Consider the following 17,881-nt stretch of genomic DNA (forward strand, 5'->3'; position numbering starts at 1 on the left):
CAAACAATGAAAAAAGGGCCCGAAGGCCCCTTGCTATTGATCGGTCACTGCTTCGGGCGGTGCAGCTGGTGTCCAAAGCCCCAAACGACGCAGGCGTTCAAGCTCGCGGTGTTGATCCAGATGCATTGCCTCATAGGCGCGATAGTAGACATTCACGTTAAACAACCGCTCTAGTACGCGGCCGCGATTGTCTTTGCGCCACTCAAGGTCCGAGGCCGCCAATGTTTGGCGAATATTCGATGATACACCGTAACGGCTGGCCGCGCTGACCACAGCCCCTTCACCCCCGCGAAGTTTGCCAGAACCTAGATTGCCGCCCAAAGCAGCAACGGCATCCGCCTTCGGTGTGGGGTCGGACAAATTGGCTTTTCCGGGTGTCGGTGCAGGCAGATCTGCGTAGTTTTTGGGCTCTTGCAAAGGCTTGGTTGGCAGAATGGCAAATTCATCCGGCCCATCTTGCGTTGCACGCAAATTCATCAGCGACGGATCGCTATCAGAACATGCAGTCAGCGCCAAAATAACGGCGCTAAGTGTCAGAAATTTCACAGACGATACACGCATTTCACGTCCAATCCCCAAGGTAATCTATGGGTTTATTAGCCCATATAGAAAGCCGCGTCACGGGGTCTTGTTGGTTGATGTAAAAAGAACCAGCCCAATCGCCCCCGCAAAGACGAAAACATCCGCTACATTGAAGGAATACGGGTTCTGGATACCGCAGCACGAGGTGTTCAGAAAATCGACCACTGCCCCGTAGTAGATGCGGTCCACCACATTGCCCAGCGCGCCACCAACCAACAATCCGGTAGATATCTGGCCTAACTTGCCGACCTGTTCTTTTCGGACCCACCAGACCACCCATGCGGCAATAATCAAGGCCAACGCGATCAGGAACCAGCGGGTGACGCTGGTATCTGATCCGAACAGGCCAAAATTGATCCCAGTGTTCCACCCCATCTGATAAACCAGATAAGGCGGCCAGATCTGAACCACGCCAACGCGGTCCAGATCAAGAACGTACAACGCGTGATATTTGGTCAGCTGATCCAAAAGGAACGCCACCAGCGCCGATATGCCGATCACGCGCATCATGATTTAGTGCCGGAAGTGGCGCATGCCGGTGAACACCATGGCAAGGCCAGCTTCGTTTGCCGCGTCGATCACTTCTTTGTCGCGCATCGAACCACCCGGCTGGATCACACAAGTGCCACCCGCTGCGGCGGCTTCCAACAGACCGTCGGGGAATGGGAAGAACGCGTCCGATGCCACGGCTGACCCTTTGGCAAGGCTTTCGTCCAATCCCAGCTCAGCGGCCATGCGCGCAGCTTTCGAGGCCGCGACATTGGCGCTGTCCAAGCGGCTCATCTGACCCGCGCCCACACCCACGGTGGCCTGATCTTTCACGTAAACGATGGCGTTTGACTTCACGTGCTTGGCCACTTTCCATGCAAACAGAAGGTCTTGCATCTGCGCGTCCGTCGGTGCCTTTTCGGTTACCACTTTCAGATCGTCCATGCCGACAAAACCCACGTCTTTATCCTGCACAAGAAGACCGCCGGCGACTTGCTTGTAAGCCGTCAGGGCTGCGCGTGTGTCGGGCAGACCATCGGTCAGCAGAAGGCGCAGGTTCTTCTTAGCTGCGAAGATCTCTTTCGCCTCATCCGATGCACCCGGAGCGATCACAACCTCGGTGAATATCTCGACAATCTTGGAGGCAGTTTCTGCATCCAATGGCTGATTCAAAGCAACGATCCCGCCAAAGGCTGAGGTCCGGTCGCAGTCAAACGCCTTTTGATACGCCTCGACCAGCGTCGCTCCTTGCGCAACACCACAAGGGTTGGCGTGCTTGATGATAGCAACAGCGGGGCTGACGGCGGGGTCAAACTCGGCGACCAATTCGAACGCCGCATCGGTGTCATTGATGTTATTGTAGCTCAGTTCTTTACCTTGCAGCTGAGCGGCAGTGGCCACGCCGGGACGGTTCGAACCATCAACGTAGAAGCTTGCTTTCTGATGGCTGTTTTCACCATAGCGCAGCGTCTGCTTCAGCTCACCTGCGAAAGCGCGGCGGCGCGGGGCCTCCAGCTCAAGCGCATCCGCCATCCAGGTGGACACAGCCGCGTCATAGGCAGCGGTCCGGGCATAGGCACGTTGGGACAGTTTCTTACGGAAATTCGGGCAGGTTTTACCATCATGCTGGTCCATGTCGCCCAGAAGCTTGTCGTAATCCTGCACGTCCACCACCACGTTCACAAACGCATGGTTCTTGGCTGCCGCACGGATCATCGCAGGACCGCCGATATCGATGTTCTCGATACAGGTGTCATAGTCGGCACCCTTGGCGACGGTTTCTTCAAACGGATAAAGGTTCACCACCAGCAAATCGATCGCGCCGATGCCGTGTTCCTCCATCGAGGCAACGTGGGCGTCATTGTCACGCAGCGCCAGCAGACCGCCATGTACCATCGGGTGCAGCGTTTTTACGCGGCCATCCATCATCTCGGGGAACCCGGTGACGTCGGCGACGTCCTTCACGGCAACACCGGCGTCACGCAATGCTTTGGCAGAGCCCCCGGTGGACAGGATTTCGACCCCGCGGGCCTCCAACGCCTGTCCCAGCTCGATCAAGCCAGTTTTATCGGATACGGAAATTAGCGCGCGGCGCACGGGATGAAGGTCGGTCATGTCAGTTGGCCCCCCAAGGCCTGAAGTCGTTTAACTGGAAGCGTTTCGGGATTAAGTTGGATCACAACTTGATTTCGAAACGCTCGCAGCATCAATTTTGATTCGCGCGTTTCGCCTCATCATTGTTCCCAATGATAAGTCAAAACGCTTCTGGCAGCTCCGCCCGGTCGCCTGTTTCCAGATCGCGCAGAACAGTCGAGGTTTCCTGCGCTTTGGCCAGCGTCCAGCGAATGCGTGTCGCATAGTCCATTGCGACGCCAGATAGAACCACTTGTTTTGTTTTTCGGGGCTTAAGACGCGTCTTTTCTAAATAAACGCTACTTTCCAGCGCCAATTCGCCGCGCCCTTCGAAGCGGAACACCCAGATTTCACCGGATCTGAGCGAAAGCGACACCGCAGTGCCGCCCAAATCCAAAGTGGCATCGACTTCTGGATGCAGATGAAAACGAACCGAATACGGCACACCCTGAAGCGAGGTTTCGTCCAGCATGGCATCGAATTTCTGCTGATCTGCTGCGGATACAGCGGTCAGAGTGTCTTCACCAGAAAGTTCGCGACCAGATACGGCAAGCTCAAGCTTGCGCATATGGGTTAGCCCATGTGAACCGATATAGCCGTCATGCGCGGCAACGATCCCGGTCGTGCCCGTTCCCACCACATACTGTAAAGGAACCTGCTTGGGCGTTTGCACCAGAAATGTACGCTCGATCCCATCCAGAACCATCGGTTGAGACAGGCGTGAAGACGACTGCCCCGACAAGCCCAACACCGAATGCGAAGGTGTTGCGCGGCCGGCCTTATGCCACTCTTGACCGAATTGCAGCCCGGACCCGCAATTCACGATCACCGGCCTACGCCCCGACGTCAGCTCGATCGCCAAGGTCGATGCATGGCCATTGGCAGATGCATTCCCGACAGGAGGAGGCGCACCGTCAATAATAACGCTCGTCCGACCAGCGGAAAGACGGGCATAGCCCATTGAAAGATCTTCGTTCGCGGCCGCACGCACACCTGAATTCGCCAAGGCGTGATCCAGCCAACCATCCAAACCGCGCCCACCCCCGTGGAAGCGCGCAAGGCTGCCATCAGAATGACGTAGGGACCGCAGCGTTGGGGCAATTCGATTGATTGCATCCAAGAGCTCTGCATCAGGCTCGCGACCACTTTCACGCAAAGTCAAAGAAGCCCAATTCAGCAGCGTGAAAACTTCAAGAAGCTCTTCCGGGTTGCGCGTCGGAATTCCGCCCTGCGCGTCAATTTGTTCAACACATTCCTGCGCCAAAGCGCGAATTGCTGCGTCCAGCCGAACCTTGACGCCCGTCAAGCTGAAGCCTGCATAGATAAGGCCTGTAAGCGCCTCGAACCTAGGCAAACCGGGGGTGGCACCACCCCAACGCCGGGCTAAAAACAATGTCTGCTGCCCAAGCGACCGGAAGAACCGTTCGCTTTGCTCAGAAGTCATGCCGCCCATCAGGAAAAGTGCATGGCTGATCCACCGGATCAGACGTCTGCCGGTCAAATCGGGGGTCCAACCTTCGCCGCGTCCATTGCCATATGCGTCGATCCAACCAAAGACCCAGTCTTGGGCGCGGCTGCGCGCCTCGTGATCGCCAACACTGGCCAAATCATCCAGCCAAGCAAATCCTTGCGTCTCTTCAATGAAGGCGGGGTTGGGTGGCTTGATGTCCCACAGCATGTGATCCGGCGCGTTCACCAGATGACCCGCAAACAGAAAATTCCCAGCCAGAAGCTGCCTGCCGCGTGCAAATGATCCAATGGTGCGCGGTTCTGGTTGCGACACAAACCCAGCCGCAGACCGTGCCTTGGCCGCGCGCATTGCGTGCCAACGATTTGCGAAACGGGTACCTAACCCGGAAGAACCGATCTGTGGAGCCACTGCGACTGCCTCGCCTCATTCATCTTGCCCGGACCTTTTGGTCCACCCCTCTGTGGGAGCTTGAGGTAAGCATACTATGCTCGTCCGCGCCTGTCATGACGAAATCAAAGCCGATTGATTATTTCCGGCGAAAACACGTGATAAAGAACCCATCCATGCCGCCTTGATCCGACATATAATGCGGAAACACGCGCAAGCCTTCCGGCCCGATCCAATCGGGATCAACGCCTGGCAAACGCAAGGCATCAAGGTCCAAAGTCAGGTTTTCGTGCCGCCCCATCGCATCGCGCACTTGCTCTTCACCTTCGTCAATCAAAAGGCTGCACGTGCAATAGACCAGACGCCCACCGGGCTTCAAAAGCCCAAGCGCGCGATCAATCAAATGCTCCTGAAGTTCAAACAGACCCGGAAAATCACTTCCGTCTTTGGCGTAAGGCAAGTCCGGATGCCGCCGGATGGTGCCGGTTGCGGTACAGGGCGCATCCAGCAAAACCGCATCAAACGGTCCGTCCTCGAATTCCAAAGCATCACTGGTGACCAGTTCGGCAGACAGTTTGGTGCGTGTCAGATTTTCCTCGACCCGCTTCATCCGTCCAGCGGAAATATCAAGCGCGGTGACCTTTGCGCCCATCGCGGCCAGCTGCATGGTTTTACCACCCGGCGCGGCGCACAGATCCAGAACGGATTCGCCAGCTTTCGGGGCCAATACTTTGGCCGGCAATGCCGCAGCCACGTCCTGCACCCACCAATCGCCAGCCTCATATCCCGGCAGATTGGTGATCTGACCATGTTCTGCCAGTCGCACCGATCCAGTGGGAAGCACCACACCTTTCAGGGTTTTCGCCAAGGCCTTTGCATCAGTTTTCGCGGTGAGATCGACAGGAGCACCGGCAAACTGCGCCGTTTCCATCGCGGCGACGGCTTCCTTTCCATAATCCGCCAACAAGGGCTTACGAAGCCACTTTGGCAAACGGGGAATGGGAAGCGTATCCCACTTCGCACGCTCCCGATCAATGTTGCGCAAGACTGCATTGACCAATCCACGTGCATGTTCGGTTTCGGCATGCCCACCAACAATATTTACACAGGCATTCACCACGCCATGTGCTGCCCCGCCATTGCAAATCTCAGACACGCCAAGGCGCAGAGTGTTCAAAACCCTCAGCACAGGGCGCTGTCGCAGAAACGGTCCAAGCATCCGGTCACAACGATCCATATCGCGCAATGTCTGCATCACCAGCCGTTGGGCGCGCGCACGTTCTTCGCCAGACAGTTTTGCCAACCGTTTGGGCAATGCTTCGGACAACAACCGTTTTTCGATTGTGACGTCATCCAGAAGATCCACCACAACATACCGCACATCTTTCGGGTTGCTCATTGCCTGTCCTTTGCGTTTCGCTGTGTTGCGGCCTATATCATCCCCAACACCATCACAAGGATCGCCGCATGTCAGACGATAGCCCCAAGGTCCCGCAATCGGAAAAAGCCGCAGCTGAAAGCTCAAAGCGCGACTTGCCGCCCGCCGCTATTCGCGCCCTTGCCGAAGCAGAGGAACGTCGCAAAAAGGCCGAGGCCGAGGCGAAACCTCTGCCCACTGAACTGGGCGGTCGCGATGGCCCTGAGGCTGTGCGCTTTGGTGATTGGGAAAAGAAAGGCATCGCCATCGACTTCTAAGCGATGGTGATGGGGTTACTGGTTGAACACCCGACTGGGGTGCAACTCTCCTGCCCGATAGATACCTACGGCGACAGCTTTGCCGTCATAAGATGCCCAGGCCTCGTCGCCATATTCGGCATCAGACGTTAGAACCATACCGGGATTGCCGTGCCGCAACCGGGTTGCGCCTTCGGAACTGGCTTTCAATTCAGGCAGCTCCTGCAAGCCTTCCTCGAGCGGGCGCAGATAGGCGTCCAGCTCTCCGGTTTTGGCCAGCTCCTCGATCAACTCGATGGTCACACCATCTTCTGCGTCAAACGGCCCGGACCAGATGCGGCGCAGGTTGCGCACGTGACCGTGACAGCCCAGCGCTTCGCCAAGATCGCGCGCAATCGAACGAACATAGCCGCCCTTTCCGCACGTCATTGCAAGCGTGACATGATCAGCGTCCGGGCGGGACACCATCACAAGTTCCTCGACCCACAACGGGCGGGCTGCGATCTCCACATCCTCACCGTCGCGGGCAAGCTTATAAGCACGCTCGCCATCAATTTTCACGGCCGAGAACTTGGGCGGCACCTGCATGATATCACCAGTGAATTGCCCCAAAGCAGCGGTGATTTCGTCATCCGAAGGGCGTTGGTCACTTTCAGAAACAACCTTGCCTTCGGCGTCATCGGTGTTGGTGGCTTGCCCCAACCGAACCGTAAATTCGTAAGCTTTCAGCGCATCTGTGATGTAAGGCACCGTCTTCGTAGCCTCACCCAACGCGACCGCCAGAACACCCGTCGCTTCAGGGTCCAACGTGCCCGCATGGCCTGCCTTCTTGGCATCCATCGCCCAGCGCACCTTGTTCACGACAGCACTCGAGCTGATACCAGCGGGCTTGTCCACAACCAGCCAGCCGTGAATATCGCGCCCCTTCTTGCGGCGTCCCATCAGTCTTCTCCGGCCTCGTCGGTGTCAGGCTTGCGCAGATCACGCTGCACATCTTCCTGCTGCAACAGGCGATGGGTGTGATCCATCTGGTCAAACGTCTCGTCCATCAAGAACCGCAGTTCCGGTGTGTGCTTGATCTTGATCGCACGCCCAACAAGGCGACGTAGTTCACCTTTGTTGCGCGCCAAGGCCTTCACGGCCTCGGCCCCGCCCTTGCCACCCAAAGGCAGCGCATAGACGGTTGCAATCGATAGATCTGCGGACAGACGCACCTCGCCAATGGTGATGGACATGCGTGACAGGTCGGGGTCATGCACATCGCCACGCATCAGGGCTTCGGACAGGGTCCGGCGGATCAGTTCAGCCACGCGCAGCTGTCGCTGGTTGGGGCCACGTTGGTCATCAAATCTGTTCTTTGCCATATGCGCCATTTATGCGCTGAAAGGCGCGGGTGCAACAGGGCTTTGCCAAGTGGCCTTGCGCAGGTTAGACAGCTTCAACAAAAAACGGAGACCAATCATGAGCGATTTGCCGGGCATTGTGGTGATGGGAGCATCTGGCCGAATGGGTCAAATGCTGATCAAAGAGATACAGTCCAACGATGGCGCCCGTCTGGTCGGCGCGTTGGAGCGCCCAGGGAATGACTGGGTTGGCCGCGATGTGGGTGAATGCATGGGTGGTCAGCCAATGGGTGTCACCGTATCGGATGACCCTCTTGAAACCATGTCCAAGGCACAGGCCGTAATCGATTTCACCGCACCCGCGGCAACTGTCGACATGGCTGAAATTGCCGCCCAAGCCCGCGCTGTGCATGTGATTGGTACAACCGGATTGTCGGATGCCGATCTTGAACAGATTGCGCTGGCAGGACGTCACGCGACCATTGTTCGCGCTGGGAATATGAGCCTTGGGGTCAACCTTCTTGTCCAATTGACCAAGCAAGTCGCCGCTGCATTGGACGAAGATTTCGATATCGAGATCGTTGAGGCTCACCACCACCACAAGGTCGACGCACCCTCGGGCACCGCATTAATGCTCGGCGAAGCCGCCGCGGAAGGTCGCGGCGTGGATCTGCCCGAGGTTTCAGACCGTGGACGCGATGGCATTACCGGCGCGCGCAAACGCGGTGATATTGGATTCCACGCAGTACGTGGCGGTGACATCGTGGGCGAGCACGACGTGCTATTTGCCGCCGCAGGGGAACGGATTGTACTGCGCCATCTGGCCACAGATCGCGCCATCTTCGCGCGCGGCGCCGTTAAGGCAGCGCTTTGGGGTCAGGATAAAAAACCCGGCGAATACAGCATGTTGGATGTTCTGGGCCTTTCAGCCTAAAACACCACCCAGCCAATCAGGTCAGAATCTCTTTCACGACCGGGGTCACTTCTGGAGCTTCCCCAATGTGATAAGCCGCCGATAGCTGTTCCATCGCAGCCTCTGCATCATCCATGTTGGCCGCATGGATCACTGCAATGGCATCCCCGCGTTCAAGTTGCGCGCCCAGCGGTGCCAATCTGGTCAGTCCCACTGACGGATCAATAACGTCCGATGAACGGCGACGTCCGCCACCAAGTTCAACAACGCTCATCCCGACAGCTCTTGTGTCGATGGTGTTGACGAAACCGGATTTCGCGGCGCGCAATTCAGTGATGACGGGTGCGGCGCTCAGATATTTTTCTGGCCTCTCCATCACGTCCGAGGGGCCACCAAGTGCGGCCACCATCTTTGCAAACCTCTCTGCTGCGGCACCGCTGTCTAACACCGCGCGGACCCGCCTTTGCGCCTGTTCTGTTTCAGTCTCGACCCCTGATGCCAAAAGCATCTGTGCACAAAGTGCAATCACAACGGCCTCCAGCCGCTCTGTGCGGCGTGCACCCGTCAGGAACTCGATCGCATTCAGTGTCTCGACCGCATTCCCTGCTGCATCCGCAAGGGGTTCATTCATATCGGTCAACAGCGCGTGGCACGGAAGCCCGGCAAGGTTCGACACCCTTTGGATAGATAGCGCCAGCGCGCGCGCATCTTCATAATTGGACATGAACGCACCACTGCCGAACTTCACATCCATCACCAGTGACCCCAGCCCGGCTGCCAGTTTTTTCGATAGGATCGAGGCCGTAATTAAAGGAATGCTTTCGACCGTCGCTGTCACATCGCGAATCGCATAAAGGCGTTTGTCCGCCGGGGCCAAGTCGCCGGTCTGGCCAATGATGGCGCAGCCCACATCGCGCACCACCCGGTCGAACAGCTTGTTATCTGGCTGCGAAACATACCCCGGAATCGCGTCCATTTTATCCAATGTACCACCAGTATGACCAAGCCCACGCCCGGAAATCATCGGCACAAACGCACCGCAAGCAGCTAAGATTGGGGCAAGCATCAGACTGACATTATCCCCCACTCCGCCCGTCGAGTGTTTGTCGACAACCGGGCCTGGCAGATCTGGCCAGGAAAATACATCACCGCTATCGCGCATCGCTAACGTTAGTGCTGCGGTTTCGTCCGGCGTCAGGCCCTTTAGCCAACTGGCCATGGCAAACGCCGCAACCTGCGCGTCGCTGGCCCCACCTTTGGCGATACCTTCCACCATGACAGAGATGTCTTCACCGGTCAGGATTTGACCGTCGCGTTTCTTGCGGATGACTTCGGAAATCAGCATTGTCTGCTCCGTTTTCTTCACCTTCGGACCAATCCCGCAGCAACGCAAGGGGTTGCCAAGGATCAAGTCCCCGATCACAAAGCAATCATGATTACGCGAGAGTTTCAAAAGGGTGATGCCCAGTCCACCGCCGTTTATTCGGATTGCGAGAAATACCGCTATACTTTGACCCGCGTTTGGGAACCCGCAGGGCGCAAGGCGTTGTTCATTATGCTGAACCCGTCGACCGCGACCGAGGTACAGAACGATCCCACCGTCGAGCGTTGCGAGCGTCGTGCACGCACGCTTGGATTCGGGGCGTTTCGGGTCACCAATATTTTCGCGTGGCGCGACACTGATCCGCGAAAGATGCGCGCGGCGTCTGATCCCGTTGGGCCTGAGAATGATACCGCCATTTTGGACAGCTGCCCTTGGGCAGATCAGATCATATGCGGTTGGGGCACACACGGAGAACACCTGTCACGTGGCCCGCAAGTCGAAGCGTTACTGCGCAACACAAACCGTCCGTCATTTCATCTTGGGCTAACCAAAGCCGGGCATCCAAAACATCCACTCTATATCGCTTATGCCCAACAGCCAGAACGCTGGTTCTGAGCGCATCTCCTAAGCAAATACGTCTGGCCGCACTTCGACGAAAATATCATGCACCGAAGCGTTGGGAGCCCCCTTCAGAATGGCGACCATCTGGCCTCCGATTGTCACCTCGCCATCTTGCCCATTCTCAGACGCCTGAACCACAACACTAAGGTCAGAATTATCTGATTCTGGATCCAATGAGATTCTTCAGAAAGTCTTTTCCCGTTTCGAAATCCGTAATCTCGGCGACTCGTTGGTGATCATCACCTTCGGGATACAGCCAGAATACATCGTCGCCTTCGCCACCGGTCGCCACGTCCGATGCGCCAAAAATCAATGTATCGTTGCCGTCCCCACCGTCCAACACGTCTGATGCGTGATCGTTGTGCCAGTCATAGTCATAGCGTTCGGCTCTGCTTTCCTCCATCGCGTGGCCGAAATGGTCAATCACGTCATCCCCTTCGCCACCGAAAAGCAAATCAGCGCCCAACCCGCCCTTCAAAACGTCATTCCCAGCGCCGCCGCTCAGAACATCATCGTCCGTTGAATCCAGCGATCCTGACAGGTCATCTTCATGACTGCCGCCGAAAAGCTGGTCGTCCCCTTCGCCACCGATAAGAACGTCATTTCCCGAACCACCATCAAGGTAACTGTCGGCGCTGTCCGCAGCATCCAACGTGTCCGCACCTTGCCCGCCAAACGCAGCCAAGGCACCTTCGCCAGCAATGATCGTATCATCGCCTAAATTGCCGAACAGATAGGCCGCCTCATCCCCTGCGACGATGGTGTCATTGCCCGCGCCTGCATCGTAAACGTCGACAGCGCCATCACCCGACACGACAGCCGTCCCATGAAAGGACGAGATCTGGCCTGGGTCTGCGTCATCGCCTGATGGGTCAAGGATCACGTCATCATCGCCATCGGTAAGAATATGCTCATTCATGTCCGGCACAAAATGATCCAGATCTTCACGCCCGTAATGCGAATCGGTTTCAGTTCCCAGAAGTTGGTCCAGTAAGGTCTGTTCTTTCTCAGGGCTATCGCCATCCCCAAGGCCCGAATTTGGCGTCAAAATCCCGGTGGAGCCACCACCAACTGGGATCTTGTTGCCTTCGCCATACATGTCGCCCCCACCGCCATTCCCTTCAGTGTCATCACCCAGTAATTCGGTGAAGCTTTCGGTCATGAAGGCCACTGGCAAAAGGCTTAGAATCAACAATCCAAATAGCATTCAAAAGGCCGCCCGTTTTATACTCAGTTCACATGTCATCAATTCCGATGATGCCGTTCACCGCTTGCGAATGTATGAAACAGCGCGCATTCTTCGTCAGGATAATGTCGACAAGTTTAATCAAATCCATAAGTTAACAATGTGTTAACAACCCGGCTTGCCGCCCAGTTAGGGACCATAAGATGTCAGATTCAGACAGTGAAACCTCTGATCAGTTGACCCAGCGCGAAGAACAACTTGCGCAAGAGGTTCGCGCCTTACGATCCGAAGTCGAGCGCATGAACAATCATCGTTTCATCCGCCTGCATGACAGCCTGTACAAGCTGGGCCTTTTCCAGTTGTATCGCGGATTGGCCTTCGGTCTTGGGTCCGTTCTTGGGGCAACCATTCTTGTTTCTTGGGTAATCTACATGCTGGGTTCCATTGATTTCATCCCGGTGCTGGGCGACTGGGCCAACCAAATCATCGATGAAATTCGGGTCCTACCGTCCGAGCAATGATTTCCTTTGCGTTCGGCGTAGATTCCTTCTATACGCCCACATCCGCATGAAAACTGCGGAATTCTCCACGGGCCCTGCTGGACGACGTCCCGGCTTGCGCCATCCACTCCAACCTATGAAGGAGACCCCGATGTCGATTACTACTGAAGAAAAGAACCGCCTGATCAAAGAATTCGGAACCAAAGAAGGCGACACCGGTTCGCCCGAAGTTCAGATCGCAATTCTTTCGTCGCGTATCGCGACCCTGACCGAGCACTTCAAAACCCACAAGAAAGACAACCACGGTCGCCGTGGCCTTTTGAAGATGGTAGCCCTGCGCCGTAAGCTGCTGGACTATGTGCGTGGTAAAGACGAAACACGTTACCAAGACCTGATCAAGCGTCTGGGCCTGCGTCGCTAAGACCCGCCCTGTTAGACAGTTACGCCCGTCTCGAAAGAGGCGGGCGTTTTCTTTTGCGCTTTTCCTACCTGCCGCGATCCAATTTCTTGATCATCAACGCCAGGCGTTTGGCGATAACGGCACTGCCTTTGAAGGACGGATGGATCATATCCTTTGTGTGAAATGATGTATCGCCATGTGGCACCAGATCTTTGTTGGACAGGAAATAGACATCCTTCATCTGACGGGTCATCTTCTGAAGCCGCGCTTCATAGGCGTCCCCATCGTCGCGGCAATGCTCGATCGTAGAATCCACTCCGGGCGTGCGCAGATAGCCAATTACAATCACCTTTGCGCCGGTGGATCGAATTCTGTTGATCAGATTGGGCACATGCCCGTACTGCCCGTTGATCGTAACCATCAGATTGATTTTTCGACCGCATTTTTTGCATCCACACCCGAACCAAAGGTCATTGCCGCCCCCATTCAGGATTACCCAATCCCAGCGCCCTCCGTGAAACTGGCGACTGATTTTCATACCCAAGCTGCCTGAAATTGGCAGGCCATACATGATGCGCGCGCCCCCGATCGAACGATTAACCACGGGTTCATGCAGGTAGCGGCCCAACATGTCCCCGATAGATCGGTTCGTGGCTTTATGCCACGCCATCAAACTGTCACCCATCACAAGGATGCGTGCAGATCGGGTTTCTGCCAAAGTTGGGTTCGCCATGAAGAAAAGGCAAAATGAGAGTGTCAGATACTTAATCATTATATAGTTTCCGGGCTTAAAATTCATGCCCCGCAGCGCTTTACACCGGGCGAAACACCTTAACTGTGAAGTAATCCAAAGCCGTGAGTCAACTTAAGATTGCGTCAACAAACCTATCCTCTGCCGGATACAATCAACCAATTGACGTTTGGTTTTGCTTGAAATCATCCGCCTTCATCGCCCAGCCTGTGGCAAGGTGAGGAGAAAGACGATGAAAGAAGCAATCCGCGTTTTGATGAATATGGGCACCCTTCACAGGCTGTTTCCGTTCTGGCTTCTGGGCGTTTTCGCGCTGGTAAATTGGTTCAATCCGTGGCTGCTTCTGGCCGTCGCCTACGGCGTAACGGCGCAGTTCTTTGTCGAATACGCCATGCATCGCTTCCTTCTGCATCGCGAGCCTCCGACCGACCAAGGTGTCTTTAATGAGCTTTACCGAAGCCATATCGGACACCACGAATTTCCTGGCGATCCCGAGTTCTTCACCGGAGGGGATCATTGGTATCCGCTGCGATTTGGTACGATCTCGTTTGTCGCCCATTCTGTGATCCTGTGGCCATTCCTTGGCTTTGGGCCCGCCGTTCTGACAGCCTATGTTGCGCTGTATGTCGGGTCTGTCAGTGCATACACATTCTATGAATACTGCCACACACTGGCCCATGTGAACGTGCCGAAAGGTTGGTTCGGACGGCGCGTCACCCGCACCCATTTAGCGCACCACTTTCAGGACCATGAAGCAACATATCATGTCAGTTTCGGTATGAACTGGATCGACAAATTGTTTGGTACAAAACATGATCCAGAGGCCGCGCGGGAACGTTTTGATCGGGAAACCATCCTGTCCATGGGCATGGACCCGGAAGATCTGCGGCTGGTCACCGCCCGCAAGGCCTTCGGCATAACCAAACATCCGCGCCGTCGCCACAGCTAGACCTGTGACCGTTCAAACGGTTTTGCTTTCCAAACCCCTTGTTTTCCTGTAAGGCGCACGCATCTGAGACGTGCGCTTCGACCCCGGCGCATGAAACGATAAAGGGGTCGGTGGCAATGGGGCCACCATGACAACGGAAGACCCGGAGGGCCGGGAGTGCTTCCAACTAGGAAAACATAATGTTTGACGTAACTAAAAAATCGATCGAGTGGGGCGAAGAAACCCTCACTCTGGAAACGGGCAAAGTTGCCCGTCAGGCCGACGGTACTGTGATCGCCACTCTGGGCGAAACATCCGTCATGGCTAACGTGACCTTCGCGAAGGCACAGAAGCCCGGTCAGGACTTCTTCCCGCTGACAGTTCACTACAACGAGAAATACTACGCCGCCGGTAAAATCCCAGGCGGCTTTTTCAAGCGCGAAGCGCGTCCGACGGAAAAAGAGACGCTGACATCGCGTCTGATCGACCGTCCGATCCGCCCGCTGTTCGTCCCCGGCTTCAAAAACGAAGTTCTGGTGATCTGCACCGTGCTGAGCCACGACCTTGTTAACGATCCCGACATCGTTGCGATGATCGCTGCCTCGGCGGCTCTGACCATTTCGGGCGCACCGTTCATGGGTCCGATTGCTGCGGCTCGCGTTGGCTTTGAAGATGGCGAATACATCCTGAACCCGACTTGCGACGACATGCACCAGCTGCGCAACAACCCAGACCAGCGTCTGGACCTTGTTGTAGCCGGTACAAAAGACGCCGTGATGATGGTGGAATCAGAAGCTTACGAACTGACCGAAGCTGAAATGCTGGGTGCCGTGAACTTCGCGCACCAAGAAATCCAGCCTGTGATCGACATGATCATTGATCTGGCCGAAAGCGCTGCGAAAGAGCCGTTTGACTATCAGCCTGCTGATTACTCGGACCTCTACGCTGCAGTGAAAGCTGCTGGCGAAGACAAAATCCGTGCGGCTTACGGCAACACTGACAAACAGGAACGCGTTGGCGCCCTGTCTGTTGCCAAGGAAGAAATCGTCGCTGCCCTGACAGAAGATCAGCAAGCAGACGAGAACCTTGGTTCGGCACTGAAGAAGCTGGAAAGCTCGGTTGTCCGCGGTGACGTGGTGAAAACCGGCAAACGTATCGATGGCCGTGCGCTGGACACAGTGCGCCCGATCGTTTCGGAAGCAGGCATCCTGCCCCGTACACACGGTTCGGCTTTGTTCACACGTGGCGAAACTCAGGGTCTGGTTGTGACCACTCTGGGCACCGGCGACGACGAACAGATGATCGATGCGCTGACCGGCACCTACAAGTCGAACTTCATGTTGCACTACAACTTCCCGCCCTACTCGGTCGGCGAAGTGGGTCGCTTCGGCTTCACTGGCCGTCGCGAAATCGGTCACGGCAAGCTGGCTTGGCGTGCGCTGCAGGCGGTTCTGCCGTCGGCAACCGACTTCCCCTACACCATCCGCGTTGTGTCCGAGATCACCGAGTTCGAACGGCTCGTCCTCGATGGCATCGGTCTGTGGTGGCTCGCTGTCCATGATGGACGCGGCTGTGCCTCTGAAAGCACCAGTTGCTGGTGTTGCCATGGGTCTGATCTTGGAAGATGACGGTTCGTACGCTGTTCTGACCGACATTCTGGGTGACGAAGATCACCTGGGCGATATGGACTTCAAAGTGGCAGGTACCGAAGACGGCATCACGTCGCTGCAGATGGACATCAAGGTTGCAGGCATCACGCCCGAGATCATGGAGAAAGCCTTGGCACAAGCCAAAGAAGGCCGTCTGCATATCCTGGGTGAAATGAACAAAGCACTGTCTTCGGGCCGCGAAGAGTTCTCGGCTCACGCACCGCGCATCGAAACGATGAACGTTCCAACCGACAAGATCCGTGAAGTGATCGGCTCGGGCGGTAAAGTCATCCGCGAAATCGTGGAAGTGTCGGGCGCTAAGGTCGACATCAACGACGACGGCGTGATCAAGATCGCATCGCCAAACGGCGACGCAATCGCCAAGGCTTACGAAATGATCCACGCGATCGTTGCAGAGCCTGAAGAAGGCGCGATTTACACCGGTAAAGTTGTGAAGATCGTCGACTTCGGCGCCTTCGTGAACTTCTTCGGCAAGCGCGACGGCCTTGTGCATGTCAGCCAGATCGAAAACCGTCGCCTGAACCATCCTTCGGACGTTCTGAAAGAAGGCCAGGAAGTGAAAGTCAAACTGCTTGGCTTTGACGATCGCGGCAAAGTTCGCCTGTCGATGAAAATCGTTGATCAGGAAACTGGCGAAGAGATTGCTCCTGAGCCAAAGAAAAAAGACGAAGACTAAGTCAAACGGTTCGGGGTCACCCGAACCGGCACCCGGCTTCGGTCGGTCGCTCGTTTTCAAATAAAAGAAAGCCCCGGTGGAAACACCGGGGCTTTTTTATACAGGGTAGCAATGTGGATTTCCTAAATCTCATTAAGCAAGTTCACTGCAAACCTCGCTGCAAGGCACGGCTTCGACCAGCGATGGCATTTCGCATGCGAACAACGGGCAGAATTCAAGAAACGCCTTCAAGGTCGTTTTTGTGATAGAAATCTCCGCCCAAAGGGTTTGGCTGTGAATGTAGTCGCAAACAAGAGAGACACGGATGCAAGATAAGCCAGAAGACGCACCAATGAGCCGGGAGTGGAACTACCACCCAGACCTTCCGCTTGCAGATACCTCGGTCTTTAGATGGCCGCCACAACCCAGATATTTGGCTACTTGGTTTGCGCGCAACTGGCTGATGCTAAGCGAACGCGTGATGATGATCATCCTTGCGGTTCTGCTTTGGGTGTTCGCCTACCCATCGCTCGATCAGGCTACACATTTCGGGATCGGTTGGGTGACGCAGGTTTGGGCCGTCAACTTGGTGACCATGTTGGTGATCGCGGGCGGGCTGCACTGGTATTTCTACATGCTGCGCGGGCAAGGGAAGACGTTGAAGTTTGACCGCCGCGACATGGCAAAAGGCAATCGACTTTGGAATTTCTCAAATCAGGTCCATGACAATCTGTTCTGGTCACTGGCCAGCGGTGTGACACAGATTTCGGCGTTTCAAGTGCTGACCATGTGGATGATGGCCAACGGATATATCCCGACACTTACCTTCGCCGAAAATCCAGTCTGGTTCATACTGGCTTTGTTGCTGTTGCCGATCTGGTCAGCTTTTCATTTCTATTGGGTGCACAGGCTGTTGCACATGCCGATCCTTTATAAGCACGTACATTCCTTGCATCACCGCAACGTCAATGTTGGGCCGTGGTCCGGGTTCTCGATGCACCCAATCGAGCATTTCATCTACCTGACATCCCTACTGATTCACTGGATCGTTCCAACTCATCCAATCCATCTGTATTTCCACGTGATCTACCTTGGGCCAGGGGCTGCGATGACCCATACGGGTTATGAAGATTTGCTGATCAAGGACAAACGCCGACTGGCGCTTGGCACCTTCTATCACCAGCTTCATCACCGCTATTACGAGTGTAACTACGGCAACCAAGAAATGCCTTGGGACCGTTGGTTCGGGACGTTCCATGATGGAAGCGACGAAGCCACGCAGGACACTCGTCAGCGAAAGAAAGCCATGTATCAGAAAACCAGTGGGTAGCGTCTTGGTTTGCGCAGAGCTGGTT

The 17,881-nt window shown here is 55.7% G+C and carries 18 protein-coding genes and 1 pseudogene; 8 read left to right on the top strand and 11 right to left on the bottom strand.

Translation table 11 applies throughout. From position 1 onward, the window contains the following. Positions 1–33 precede the first annotated feature (33 nt). From AC0L6A_RS00210 to AC0L6A_RS00230, 5 genes are all read right to left on the bottom strand, one after another. Positions 34–561, bottom strand: a complete 528-nt coding sequence (locus tag AC0L6A_RS00210; protein ID WP_473291421.1) for a DUF3035 domain-containing protein — start codon at positions 559–561, stop codon at positions 34–36. 57 nt (positions 562–618) lie between these two features. Further along, the gene (gene lspA / locus AC0L6A_RS00215; RefSeq protein WP_473291423.1) at positions 619–1,092 is read right to left on the bottom strand and encodes a signal peptidase II; all 474 of its coding nucleotides are present in this window, start codon (positions 1,090–1,092) and stop codon (positions 619–621) included. A 3-nt stretch (positions 1,093–1,095) separates the two neighbouring features. Then, positions 1,096–2,685, bottom strand: coding sequence for a bifunctional phosphoribosylaminoimidazolecarboxamide formyltransferase/IMP cyclohydrolase (gene purH, locus AC0L6A_RS00220; RefSeq protein WP_473291424.1), 1,590 nt, complete (start codon positions 2,683–2,685; stop codon positions 1,096–1,098). Between the two features lie 139 nt (positions 2,686–2,824). After that, positions 2,825–4,522: a heparinase II/III family protein gene (locus tag AC0L6A_RS00225; protein ID WP_473291426.1), complete on the bottom strand. Its 1,698-nt coding sequence runs from the start codon at positions 4,520–4,522 to the stop codon at positions 2,825–2,827. Between the two features lie 178 nt (positions 4,523–4,700). Next, positions 4,701–5,960: an RsmB/NOP family class I SAM-dependent RNA methyltransferase gene (locus AC0L6A_RS00230; RefSeq protein ID WP_473291427.1), complete on the bottom strand. Its 1,260-nt coding sequence runs from the start codon at positions 5,958–5,960 to the stop codon at positions 4,701–4,703. A 68-nt stretch (positions 5,961–6,028) separates the two neighbouring features. Between AC0L6A_RS00230 and AC0L6A_RS00235 the strand changes: the two genes are divergently transcribed. Beyond that, positions 6,029–6,256 (top strand): DUF1674 domain-containing protein, encoded by a 228-nt coding sequence (locus tag AC0L6A_RS00235; protein WP_473291429.1) that lies wholly within the window; start codon positions 6,029–6,031, stop codon positions 6,254–6,256. Positions 6,257–6,271: 15 nt separating this feature from the next. Here AC0L6A_RS00235 and truB read toward each other — a convergent pair whose 3' ends face one another. Beyond that, positions 6,272–7,177, bottom strand: coding sequence for a tRNA pseudouridine(55) synthase TruB (truB, locus tag AC0L6A_RS00240; RefSeq protein ID WP_473291431.1), 906 nt, complete (start codon positions 7,175–7,177; stop codon positions 6,272–6,274). Further along, complete coding sequence (gene rbfA / locus AC0L6A_RS00245; RefSeq protein ID WP_473291432.1) at positions 7,177–7,599, bottom strand: 30S ribosome-binding factor RbfA; 423 nt, start codon at positions 7,597–7,599, stop codon at positions 7,177–7,179. The genes truB and rbfA overlap by 1 nt, the downstream gene beginning before the upstream one ends. Before the next feature lie 97 nt (positions 7,600–7,696). On the opposite strand from rbfA, the gene dapB reads away from it, so the two are divergent. After that, positions 7,697–8,512, top strand: coding sequence for a 4-hydroxy-tetrahydrodipicolinate reductase (dapB, locus tag AC0L6A_RS00250; protein WP_473291434.1), 816 nt, complete (start codon positions 7,697–7,699; stop codon positions 8,510–8,512). Positions 8,513–8,528: 16 nt separating this feature from the next. Here the strand turns inward: dapB and deoA are convergent, their stop codons facing one another. Next, positions 8,529–9,836 (bottom strand): thymidine phosphorylase, encoded by a 1,308-nt coding sequence (gene deoA / locus AC0L6A_RS00255; protein ID WP_473291436.1) that lies wholly within the window; start codon positions 9,834–9,836, stop codon positions 8,529–8,531. Positions 9,837–9,923: 87 nt separating this feature from the next. On the opposite strand from deoA, the gene AC0L6A_RS00260 reads away from it, so the two are divergent. Then, entirely contained in the window at positions 9,924–10,430 is a 507-nt protein-coding gene (locus tag AC0L6A_RS00260; RefSeq protein ID WP_473291438.1) for a DUF1643 domain-containing protein, read from the top strand. A gap of 9 nt (positions 10,431–10,439) precedes the next feature. On the opposite strand, the gene AC0L6A_RS00265 is transcribed toward AC0L6A_RS00260, so the two are convergent. Both AC0L6A_RS00265 and AC0L6A_RS00270 read right to left on the bottom strand, forming a co-directional pair. Next, positions 10,440–10,610 carry a hypothetical protein gene (locus tag AC0L6A_RS00265; RefSeq protein ID WP_473291439.1) on the bottom strand — a complete coding sequence of 57 codons (171 nt, stop codon included), beginning with the start codon at positions 10,608–10,610 and terminating at the stop codon, positions 10,440–10,442. Next, positions 10,591–11,643, bottom strand: coding sequence for a calcium-binding protein (locus tag AC0L6A_RS00270; protein WP_473291441.1), 1,053 nt, complete (start codon positions 11,641–11,643; stop codon positions 10,591–10,593). Before AC0L6A_RS00270 ends, AC0L6A_RS00265 begins: the two co-directional genes overlap by 20 nt. 182 nt (positions 11,644–11,825) lie before the next feature. On the opposite strand from AC0L6A_RS00270, the gene AC0L6A_RS00275 reads away from it, so the two are divergent. After that, on the top strand, positions 11,826–12,143 hold the full coding sequence (locus AC0L6A_RS00275; RefSeq protein WP_473291443.1) for a DUF5665 domain-containing protein: 318 nt from the start codon (positions 11,826–11,828) through the stop codon (positions 12,141–12,143). A gap of 130 nt (positions 12,144–12,273) precedes the next feature. Continuing rightward, the gene (gene rpsO / locus AC0L6A_RS00280) at positions 12,274–12,543 is read left to right on the top strand and encodes a 30S ribosomal protein S15 (RefSeq protein ID WP_246928466.1); all 270 of its coding nucleotides are present in this window, start codon (positions 12,274–12,276) and stop codon (positions 12,541–12,543) included. A gap of 64 nt (positions 12,544–12,607) precedes the next feature. On the opposite strand, the gene AC0L6A_RS00285 is transcribed toward rpsO, so the two are convergent. Further along, positions 12,608–13,294 (bottom strand): SGNH/GDSL hydrolase family protein, encoded by a 687-nt coding sequence (locus tag AC0L6A_RS00285; RefSeq protein ID WP_473291445.1) that lies wholly within the window; start codon positions 13,292–13,294, stop codon positions 12,608–12,610. 211 nt (positions 13,295–13,505) lie between these two features. Between AC0L6A_RS00285 and AC0L6A_RS00290 the strand changes: the two genes are divergently transcribed. The 3 genes and pseudogenes from AC0L6A_RS00290 to AC0L6A_RS00300 all read left to right on the top strand — a co-directional run bounded on the left by AC0L6A_RS00290 (position 13,506) and on the right by AC0L6A_RS00300 (position 17,856). After that, positions 13,506–14,222, top strand: a complete 717-nt coding sequence (locus AC0L6A_RS00290) for a sterol desaturase family protein (protein ID WP_473291446.1) — start codon at positions 13,506–13,508, stop codon at positions 14,220–14,222. 179 nt (positions 14,223–14,401) lie between these two features. Continuing rightward, positions 14,402–16,547 (top strand): annotated as a pseudogene (gene pnp, locus AC0L6A_RS00295) (polyribonucleotide nucleotidyltransferase). Between the two features lie 304 nt (positions 16,548–16,851). Next, positions 16,852–17,856 (top strand): sterol desaturase family protein, encoded by a 1,005-nt coding sequence (locus AC0L6A_RS00300; protein ID WP_473291447.1) that lies wholly within the window; start codon positions 16,852–16,854, stop codon positions 17,854–17,856. The last annotated feature ends 25 nt before the right edge of the window (positions 17,857–17,881 follow it).

The sequence above is a fragment of the Aliiroseovarius sp. D2-2 genome (assembly GCF_055809455.1).

What these genes read in the sequence shown, in the direction of transcription:
- truB (WP_473291431.1), bottom strand. Translation starts at nt 7,177, where the DNA reads ATGGGACGCCGCAAGAAGGGGCGCGATATTCACGGCTGGCTGGTTGTG.
- AC0L6A_RS00300 (WP_473291447.1), top strand. Translation starts at nt 16,852, where the DNA reads ATGCAAGATAAGCCAGAAGACGCACCAATGAGCCGGGAGTGGAACTAC.
- purH (WP_473291424.1), bottom strand. Translation starts at nt 2,685, where the DNA reads ATGACCGACCTTCATCCCGTGCGCCGCGCGCTAATTTCCGTATCCGAT.
- lspA (WP_473291423.1), bottom strand. Translation starts at nt 1,092, where the DNA reads ATGATGCGCGTGATCGGCATATCGGCGCTGGTGGCGTTCCTTTTGGAT.
- AC0L6A_RS00225 (WP_473291426.1), bottom strand. Translation starts at nt 4,522, where the DNA reads ATGCGCGCGGCCAAGGCACGGTCTGCGGCTGGGTTTGTGTCGCAACCA.
- AC0L6A_RS00270 (WP_473291441.1), bottom strand. Translation starts at nt 11,643, where the DNA reads ATGCTATTTGGATTGTTGATTCTAAGCCTTTTGCCAGTGGCCTTCATG.
- AC0L6A_RS00285 (WP_473291445.1), bottom strand. Translation starts at nt 13,294, where the DNA reads ATGATTAAGTATCTGACACTCTCATTTTGCCTTTTCTTCATGGCGAAC.
- AC0L6A_RS00290 (WP_473291446.1), top strand. Translation starts at nt 13,506, where the DNA reads ATGAAAGAAGCAATCCGCGTTTTGATGAATATGGGCACCCTTCACAGG.
- AC0L6A_RS00275 (WP_473291443.1), top strand. Translation starts at nt 11,826, where the DNA reads ATGTCAGATTCAGACAGTGAAACCTCTGATCAGTTGACCCAGCGCGAA.
- rbfA (WP_473291432.1), bottom strand. Translation starts at nt 7,599, where the DNA reads ATGGCAAAGAACAGATTTGATGACCAACGTGGCCCCAACCAGCGACAG.
- AC0L6A_RS00235 (WP_473291429.1), top strand. Translation starts at nt 6,029, where the DNA reads ATGTCAGACGATAGCCCCAAGGTCCCGCAATCGGAAAAAGCCGCAGCT.
- AC0L6A_RS00230 (WP_473291427.1), bottom strand. Translation starts at nt 5,960, where the DNA reads ATGAGCAACCCGAAAGATGTGCGGTATGTTGTGGTGGATCTTCTGGAT.
- deoA (WP_473291436.1), bottom strand. Translation starts at nt 9,836, where the DNA reads ATGCTGATTTCCGAAGTCATCCGCAAGAAACGCGACGGTCAAATCCTG.
- rpsO (WP_246928466.1), top strand. Translation starts at nt 12,274, where the DNA reads ATGTCGATTACTACTGAAGAAAAGAACCGCCTGATCAAAGAATTCGGA.
- AC0L6A_RS00260 (WP_473291438.1), top strand. Translation starts at nt 9,924, where the DNA reads ATGATTACGCGAGAGTTTCAAAAGGGTGATGCCCAGTCCACCGCCGTT.
- AC0L6A_RS00210 (WP_473291421.1), bottom strand. Translation starts at nt 561, where the DNA reads ATGCGTGTATCGTCTGTGAAATTTCTGACACTTAGCGCCGTTATTTTG.
- dapB (WP_473291434.1), top strand. Translation starts at nt 7,697, where the DNA reads ATGAGCGATTTGCCGGGCATTGTGGTGATGGGAGCATCTGGCCGAATG.